The 7,986-nt window shown below is 37.1% G+C and carries 10 protein-coding genes; all 10 read right to left on the bottom strand.

Annotated features, from left to right (window positions below):
* Positions 1 to 81 precede the first annotated feature (81 nt).
* Positions 82 to 855, bottom strand: a complete 774-nt coding sequence (locus tag V7147_RS19510; RefSeq protein ID WP_335369480.1) for an RNA-binding protein — start codon at positions 853 to 855, stop codon at positions 82 to 84.
* 186 nt (positions 856 to 1,041) lie between these two features.
* A complete protein-coding gene (locus tag V7147_RS19505; RefSeq protein WP_335369479.1) occupies positions 1,042 to 1,302 on the bottom strand; it encodes a YggT family protein in 261 nt (86 codons plus the stop codon).
* Between the two features lie 6 nt (positions 1,303 to 1,308).
* Entirely contained in the window at positions 1,309 to 1,743 is a 435-nt protein-coding gene (locus V7147_RS19500) for a cell division protein SepF (RefSeq protein WP_335369478.1), read from the bottom strand.
* Between the two features lie 13 nt (positions 1,744 to 1,756).
* On the bottom strand, positions 1,757 to 2,434 hold the full coding sequence (locus V7147_RS19495) for a YggS family pyridoxal phosphate-dependent enzyme (RefSeq protein ID WP_335369477.1): 678 nt from the start codon (positions 2,432 to 2,434) through the stop codon (positions 1,757 to 1,759).
* A 7-nt stretch (positions 2,435 to 2,441) separates the two neighbouring features.
* Positions 2,442 to 3,266: a peptidoglycan editing factor PgeF gene (gene pgeF, locus V7147_RS19490; protein ID WP_335369476.1), complete on the bottom strand. Its 825-nt coding sequence runs from the start codon at positions 3,264 to 3,266 to the stop codon at positions 2,442 to 2,444.
* Positions 3,267 to 3,422: 156 nt separating this feature from the next.
* A complete protein-coding gene (locus tag V7147_RS19485) occupies positions 3,423 to 3,668 on the bottom strand; it encodes a YlmC/YmxH family sporulation protein (RefSeq protein WP_335369475.1) in 246 nt (81 codons plus the stop codon).
* Between the two features lie 181 nt (positions 3,669 to 3,849).
* Positions 3,850 to 4,632, bottom strand: coding sequence for an RNA polymerase sporulation sigma factor SigG (sigG, locus tag V7147_RS19480; RefSeq protein WP_057996838.1), 783 nt, complete (start codon positions 4,630 to 4,632; stop codon positions 3,850 to 3,852).
* 146 nt (positions 4,633 to 4,778) lie between these two features.
* Positions 4,779 to 5,498, bottom strand: a complete 720-nt coding sequence (gene sigE, locus V7147_RS19475) for an RNA polymerase sporulation sigma factor SigE (RefSeq protein ID WP_335369474.1) — start codon at positions 5,496 to 5,498, stop codon at positions 4,779 to 4,781.
* A gap of 75 nt (positions 5,499 to 5,573) precedes the next feature.
* A complete protein-coding gene (gene spoIIGA / locus V7147_RS19470; RefSeq protein WP_335369473.1) occupies positions 5,574 to 6,500 on the bottom strand; it encodes a sigma-E processing peptidase SpoIIGA in 927 nt (308 codons plus the stop codon).
* 266 nt (positions 6,501 to 6,766) lie between these two features.
* Positions 6,767 to 7,918 (bottom strand): cell division protein FtsZ, encoded by a 1,152-nt coding sequence (gene ftsZ / locus V7147_RS19465; protein ID WP_335369472.1) that lies wholly within the window; start codon positions 7,916 to 7,918, stop codon positions 6,767 to 6,769.
* Between the last annotated feature and the right edge of the window lie 68 nt (positions 7,919 to 7,986).

Genomic DNA, 7,986 nt, shown 5'->3' with positions numbered 1-7,986 from the left:
TAAAAAAACTGAAAATTATTTCCTATATTTATGATACTTTACAATTCGACAAAAAAGAAGAAAATCCTGCACTCTTTTCAATTATTTTTGTCTCCCTACTATAATTCTCCATTTTTCTCTTTTCGTTTTTCCTTCTATTGAATGAAGTTTACTTCGTCCGTACCCACGAACAGAAAGGACATCTCTTTCCTTACATTCAAATGAGGATTGCTCGATTTTTTTCCAATTCACTTTTACAAGCCCGCTCTCAATTAAAACTTGTGCTTGTTGTCTGGATAAATTCAAAATGGATGACAATACAACATCTAACCGTAAGGAAGAAACAGTTATGGTTTGCTCCGCCCATTCTTCTTTTATTTCAAGCAAATCAGTAGGTGCAATTTCTGATAGTGAAATCGTGGCTTTTCCAACAGCAGTCAAATTCATTCGAACGTAATCTGCAATCTCTTTTGCAACTACAATTTGAATTTGTTCATCTTGTGTAAGAATATCACCAAATTTGGACCGCTTTAGACCAAGTGACATCATTGAACCAAGTACTTTGCGATGGTCGACAGTAACAAATTTAACTGGATACTTCACTTCAAAAAAGGAAAGATTATAGTCTGTTTCATTTGTTTCAAAATAGGCTGGATACAATACTGCACGCTTTCGTTCAAACCCATCCTTACCACCAAAAAAATCAACTAGGATTTCTCCATTTGTACCAATCACTTGTTTGACGATTTCTTGTTCACGTGGATCAAGAAAATCAGTTAGCTTTGGACTATACTGATTCTCAACAGTTTGCTTCCATTCCAAAACTTGATCAATGAACGCATGCTCTTCTTTTCGAAAATGTTGATATAAATTCATATGTAAATACCTCGTTTAAATAGAAAAGCGTTTGGCGCGCAGCCCTTAGGCGACAAGCATAGTACAAGCACTGACAGAAGGTGCATTTTACCTTCTGAAGCGCTTGGCTTAGACCCAAGAGCCGTTGGCGCCTAATGCTAGACAAAATGAAGAAGGGACCTTATAGGAAGGTCCTGTAACACAGTCTTAAAACATAGTACGCAGTGCATCAATTCCATGACCAGCGAAATTAAGAACTATAATAGCGACGATTGGAGAAATATCAATCATCCCTAGTGGTGGAATAAATCTGCGGAAAGGCTCTAAATAAGGTTCACAAATTCTTGCTAAGAATTGACCAATCCCTGATTCACGTGCATTTGGAAACCACGACATTAAAATATAAATGATAAGTGCATACGAATAAAGTACGATCACTTGACCTAAGATCCCGAATATAATACCCATATTTGACTACCACCCCTTTTCTGCGAAATCTTCGTTGGAAACTATCTCAGATATATTTCCAGAAACATCAATATTGTCAGGAGTACATAAGAATATATTTGAACCAATACGTTGAATATCTCCACCAATTGCATAGACAGTTCCACTTAAAAAATCGACAATTCGCTTAGCTTGATCATGTTGAACTCGTTGTAGATTAACAACCACTGCTCGTCTGTTTTTTAAATGATCGGCAATTTCCTGCGCCTCTGCATACACACGGGGTTCGAATAAAATAACCTTAGAAGATTTTTGAACACTTTGCAAGCTTACCACATTTTGCTTTGAAGCAGCTCTTGTAGGCTTTGTAGGCTCAATTTCCTCTTCAAAATATTCTTCCTCCTCAAAATCATATTCATCTTCAAGTGCAAAAAAACTTTTAAATTTTGACTTTATGCCCATTGTTTTCACCTCTTTAAAATTCTTTTCCAACCAAGGAAGTGCCAATTCGAATGAAAGTTGCCCCTTCTTCTATTGCTATTTCGTAATCATTAGACATACCCATAGATAACTCTGTACACGGTGCATATGAGATTCCAAGAGCTTGTACATCATCTCTCAGCATTCGAAGTCTTTGAAAGCACTCACGAATAATGTTTTTGTCCTCAGTCAATGGAGCCATCGTCATTAACCCGACAACCTCGATTGAAGGGAAATTTTCTAATTCCTTTATAAATGGCTCAAGTTGTTCGGGGTTCATTCCATGTTTAGACTCTTCTCCAGATACATTAACTTGTATAAAACATTTTATTTTTCTACTTGCCCGCTTATGTATTTCTTCTGCTAATGAAATTCGATCCAGTGAATGAATGCAGTCCACCTTATCGATGATGTTTTTTACCTTTCTGGTTTGAAGCGAACCGATAAAATGCCAAGTCGGCCCGTCCCCAATTTCCTCGTGTTTCTTTAATAGACCATCGTCACGATTTTCTCCAATATGCTGAACCCCTGCATTAATCGCGACTTTCGCTGTTTCAACACTTACATATTTTGTAACAGCAATGATTGAAACAGCATCGGTAGAACGGTTAGACCGGTTTTTTGCCTTTTCAATGTTTTCTTGTATGTGTAAAAGATTTTCTTTAATGCTCATATGAAAATTAGTCCTCCTTAAAACCAATAAAACTCATCATTCTTCCCGTTTTCCCGGCGTCCCTTCGATGCGAAAAGAAAAGCTGATTCTCACAAGATGTACAATACGAGGAAACTTGAATATTTTCAGGAGGAATTCCTGCCCTTACCATAAGCTGATAGTTCAGCTCTTTTAATTCAAGACGATACTGGTTATCACTTATTTTCTCGTATGATTTTGAATCTATATGGTCCAAACCTTTCACGAAATTCATAACGTAATCATCAACGATGTAGCAGCATTTACCAATTGATGGTCCAATTAAAGCATGTATTTCTTCTGGCTTGACACCTTCAACTTCTTTCCAAGCACGAACCATCTCACCTGCTATATCATGAACGGTTCCCTTCCATCCTGCATGAGCAATTCCAATGAATTGTTTCGAAGGTGTAAAAAAATAAAGTGGAACACAGTCCGCAAAGCAAAGAGTTAACAGAATATCTTTCTCAGTCGTATATAACCCATCCGTATCCTTGATGCCATCTTCGTATGTAAAAACCCCTGCACCACGGTCGTATTTAGTGACCTTAGCGATTTTATTTTTATGTGTTTGTTCAGAACATACCCAAGTTTCAGGTGGAAAATGCAGAATGTCTGCTAGTTTCTTACGATTAGAAACAACTAAAGTTTTATCATCAAGAACATGTAGCCCTAAATTTAGGGATTCATATTCCGCTTTACTTTCTCCCCCACTTTTAGTCGTAAACCCAACAACCAGTTTTTCTGAAAACTTGTTCCAGTCCGCGACCTTTAAAACCTGTTCTGTATCATGAATAAATGGTTCAAGCTTCATAACAACATCCCTTATTCATATAACCAACCCAAATTACAGAGATGGGTCGACAATATTTTATTTTTTTCGAAAAATGAACCCTTCTTCTGCCTATTTTATCACATCTTAGCAAAAGAAAGGAGATTATGTTAGGAAAAATGTCAAATTTAGCCGTGCTTATTCTATATTATTTTCTGTTCGAACTAAAATGACATCCTTGCCCACTTTTATTATATTTCTCCATGGAATCACCATTTCTTCTTCACGTCCAAATAAACCTAATACTTTTCCATAACCTCCAATAACAATCGATTCTATTTTACCTGTTGTTAAGTTAATATCGATGTCACCAATATTGCCAAGTCTTTTTCCGTCGATAACACTTACAACATCCTTTGCCTGGAAATCAGAAATTTTCACCATATCCCCGCCCCCTTATAGTAAACTATATGACTAGCTGAGTGCCTTTTATGAGACAAAAATAGACGGGGTGGAAGAAGCTAAGATATTTGACGAAAAAAAGACATTCGAATAATACGAATGTCTAGGTATTTTACCTTATTCATGCTATAACTTGTCCAATAAAATAGGGCGAGACCCATTATCAATTTTGGATATTCTTATTCATTTGTTTAATTGCTGCTTTCTCAAGGCGTGAGACTTGGGCTTGAGAGATTCCGATTTCTTCAGCAACTTCCATTTGTGTTTTCCCTTGAAAAAATCGCTTGCGAAGGATTAATTTCTCACGATCATTTAATCGTCTCATTCCTTCTTTTAAGGCAATTTCTTCAATCCAATTTGAATCGCGATTTCGCTCATCACTTAGTTGGTCCACCACAAAAATAGGATCACCGCCATCGTTGTAAATCGGTTCAAATAATGAGACAGGATCTTGAATCGCATCCAGTGCAAAGACGATTTCTTCGTGCGGCACTTCAAGTACCTTTGCGATTTCTTCTGCTGTGGGTTCCCTCGATGTTTCACTCATTAAACGCTCTCTTACTTGCAATGCCTTATAGGCAATGTCCCGCAGTGAGCGCGACACCCTGATAGGATTGTTGTCTCGTAAATAGCGCCGAATTTCACCGATGATCATCGGGACTGCATAGGTGGAGAATTTCACGTTTTGACCGAGGTCAAAATTGTCGATTGATTTCATTAGGCCGATACATCCAACCTGAAATAAATCATCCACAAATTCCCCTCTGTTGTTGAAACGTTGAATCACACTGAGAACAAGTCGTAAATTTCCATTTACAAGCTTATCGCGTGCTGACAAATCTTCACCACTTTGCATTTGTCTAAATAATAGACGCATCTCTTCATTTTTTAATACCGGAAGCTTTGAAGTATCAACACCACAAATTTCTACTTTATTTCGAGTCAATTCTTTCCCTCCTAACAGGAGTTGCTGTACAAAGTTAAGTATCTCCGTTAGAGGGAAAAATATGCATTTTGAATTCACAACTATTTCCAAAGCAGGTGTAAAAAAACAGGAAACCCAACAGCTATCAAGTAAATTATTATTTTAAATTACACCATTTTATTAAATTCTTTACGAAGGCGTTTAATGATACGTTTTTCTAATCTTGAAATATAGGACTGTGAAATTCCAAGCATGTCTGCAACGTCTTTTTGTGTCTTTTCTTCGCCACCAATTAATCCGAAGCGAAGTTCCATAATTTGTTTTTCGCGGTCATTCAGCTGATGGAGAGCTTTTACTAATAGCTTGCGGTCCACATTTGCTTCTAAATCCTTCGTTATGATGTCTTCATCTGTTCCAAGCACATCTGATAATAACAATTCATTGCCGTCCCAATCGATATTTAATGGCTCATCGAAGGACACTTCAGACCTAATTTTATTATTACGTCGTAAATACATTAAAATCTCGTTTTCAATACATCTTGATGCATAGGTTGCAAGTTTGATTTTCTTTTCAGGATTAAAAGTATTCACAGCTTTTATAAGGCCAATTGTTCCAATACTAATTAAATCTTCAATGTTAATTCCGGTATTTTCAAATTTCCGAGCGATGTACACCACAAGTCTTAAATTTCTTTCAATTAGAATTGACCTTGCAGCCTTGTCACCGCTTGGGAGCTTGTTTAAAAGGACCTCTTCCTCATCCTTTGATAATGGTGGGGGTAAGGCCTCGCTTCCACCAATATAGTAAATTTCATCCGTTTTTAAGCCTAACTTTATTAATAGCTTATACCACCAATATGTAAGTTTTAATTTTAATTTTGCCACGAGTAAGTTCTCCCTTCTAATTTGTAAAATGCATGAGTATGATATTTATAGGATTCTAATCGTTCAATTTCTCCATTAAGAAGCTGTCTTGATGGAGGATGAAATAAGCATTTTCGGATGGACAATACAGTCATATTCCCCGTCCGTAGACAATGCTGTATGGTTGAATGCAACAAGTCCTTTTTTTACGATATTTTCTTCATGTCCTTGATAGATCGTAATTTGATCAGGCTTGACTGCGAGTAAAAATTGATGCTCTTGTCCAACCCCCCGATATGGAATAAGTCTTACACGGCTTTCCCATTTATGAGATTCAGTTGACGTATCATTGGTCAATAACTCGATATTTTTGGACTGTTCGATTAATGTTTGAGGAAACAACTCCTCGTATTTCGTCGTATCTAAAATCATAACCGGGCTTTTTGATATTGGATCAAATAATTGATTTCCGCTATCAACCAAACCTTTTAATTGCAAGGTAACATTATCTATTTCAAGCTTCACGTCGACAATCTGATCATAGAAAACTTGTTTTGTTTCGATGTCCGCAATTCTATTTTTAGAAAAATACCATAATAGCGGAAATCCAATTAATACAAACCCCCAACTAATTGGATTACCATAACCAGTTGATTGCGTTAGGACTGTGCCATCAAAAACTTGAACATCAAATTCTAAGAAATAATGAACCCCTATCATTCCACCTCCAATCATGAAAGTAGCAAAATAAAAGGTTAATAACCCCTGTATAAAATACCTAAATCGTTTATAACCAAAAGCCACTCCTACAATCACGATTGAAAAGAGCAGTTTTGCAAGAGGATGTGACCCAAATGCAGCAAAAGGAGAAACCACTATCAGGACTACTAAAGATCCAATAAAAGCACCTACGAAGATTCGCCATTTAACAATCTTACGCTTTAAAATCAGTGCAGTTAAAAGCAATAATAAGGCATCAAAGAAAAAGTTTAATAACCAGATTACATCTAAATAAATGGACAACCTATTTCTCCTTTCACCCATAAATCACTGCTCTTTTTCAAATGCAATTAACGGAAACTAGTTAGCTTAAAAAATAGTATATAGTACATCTTATATGGAAGTCTGTCACTTCATGCGATAATAAAAGAGAAATTTTGAAAGATTTGTTCTTATTTTGTCAATTTGCCTCAAAATAAAGTCGGAATGGAAAATTACAGGGGAAAAAAGAAAAAAGGCATTCGACAATTCCTTTGTCAAATGCCTTTTTTATATATTAGGTTATCTGATTAACCTCTTCTTTTACGGTTACGTAAAAATGTTGGTACATCGATTTCATCTTCAACATGAGATGCCCCACGTGAACTTACTTCTTGTACTGGCTCCTCACGCTTCACTTCTCTTCTTGGCGCAGCTTGTACTTGTGGTTGCTGTTGTGGTTTAGCGCCAAATGAAGGACGTGATGGACGTGCTGCAGGGTCAATCACTGTTTCTTGAAAGCCTGTAGCAATTACAGTAACAACAATTTCTTCTTTTAAGTTTTCATTGATAACAGAACCAAAAATCATGTTAACTTCTTGGTCTGAAGCTGATGCAACAATATCAGCAGCTTCTTGAACTTCGTAGAGGCTTAGGTTTGTTCCACCTGTGATGTTCATAAGGACACCTTGCGCACCATCAATTGAAGTTTCAAGCAATGGACTTGAAATAGCCTTTTTAGCCGCTTCTGCAGCACGATTTTCACCAGTTGCAACACCGATACCCATTAGTGCAGAACCTTTATTAGACATAATTGTTTTTACGTCTGCAAAGTCAAGGTTGATTAATCCAGGAACAGCGATTAAGTCAGAAATACCTTGTACACCTTGACGTAATACATTGTCAGCTTCACGGAATGCTTCAAGCATTGGTGTATTTTTATCCACAATTTCAAGAAGACGATCATTCGGAATGACGATCAAAGTATCTACTGATTCTTTCATTGCAGAAATACCGCCGGCAGCTTGTGTTTGACGCTTTCTGCCTTCGAAAGTGAATGGTCTTGTTACCACGCCTACTGTTAGAGCACCTAAATCTCTTGAAATTTGGGCAATCACAGGGGCAGCCCCTGTACCAGTTCCACCACCCATACCAGCAGTTACGAATACCATATCTGCTCCTTTGAGAGCTTCTTCAATTTGTTCTCTGCTTTCTTCCGCAGCTTTTTTACCAACTTCTGGATTTGCTCCAGCACCTAAACCACGGGTTAATTTCCCACCAATTTGCATTTTTATTTCAGCTTTTGAAAGATTTAATGCTTGTGCGTCAGTATTAACTGCGATAAACTCAACACCTTGAACACCGTGTTCAATCATTCGGTTAACCGCGTTATTTCCACCGCCACCTACACCTATTACCTTTATAGTAGCTAATTGATCAACATTTGTATCAAACTCTAACATTTTAAGATCCTCCTAATTTGCAAATATACTTCTCTATTCAAATACGCCAAGGCGTATTTGCGCCCAGA

This window comes from Bacillus sp. JJ1521, assembly GCF_036965165.1.
Taxonomy (GTDB): Bacteria; Bacillota; Bacilli; order Bacillales; family Bacillaceae_L; genus Ferdinandcohnia.
Note: the sequence above shows the minus strand (reverse complement) of the source record. Positions and strands in the feature narration are given on the sequence as shown.

Bases quoted from the DNA above. Each gene is read 5' to 3' on its own strand.
- V7147_RS19510 (WP_335369480.1), bottom strand. From the start codon at position 855: ATGAATTTATATCAACATTTTCGAAAAGAAGAGCATGCGTTCATTGAT.
- V7147_RS19505 (WP_335369479.1), bottom strand. From the start codon at position 1,302: ATGGGTATTATATTCGGGATCTTAGGTCAAGTGATCGTACTTTATTCG.
- V7147_RS19500 (WP_335369478.1), bottom strand. From the start codon at position 1,743: ATGGGCATAAAGTCAAAATTTAAAAGTTTTTTTGCACTTGAAGATGAA.
- V7147_RS19495 (WP_335369477.1), bottom strand. From the start codon at position 2,434: ATGAGCATTAAAGAAAATCTTTTACACATACAAGAAAACATTGAAAAG.
- pgeF (WP_335369476.1), bottom strand. From the start codon at position 3,266: ATGAAGCTTGAACCATTTATTCATGATACAGAACAGGTTTTAAAGGTC.
- V7147_RS19485 (WP_335369475.1), bottom strand. From the start codon at position 3,668: ATGGTGAAAATTTCTGATTTCCAGGCAAAGGATGTTGTAAGTGTTATC.
- ftsZ (WP_335369472.1), bottom strand. From the start codon at position 7,918: ATGTTAGAGTTTGATACAAATGTTGATCAATTAGCTACTATAAAGGTA.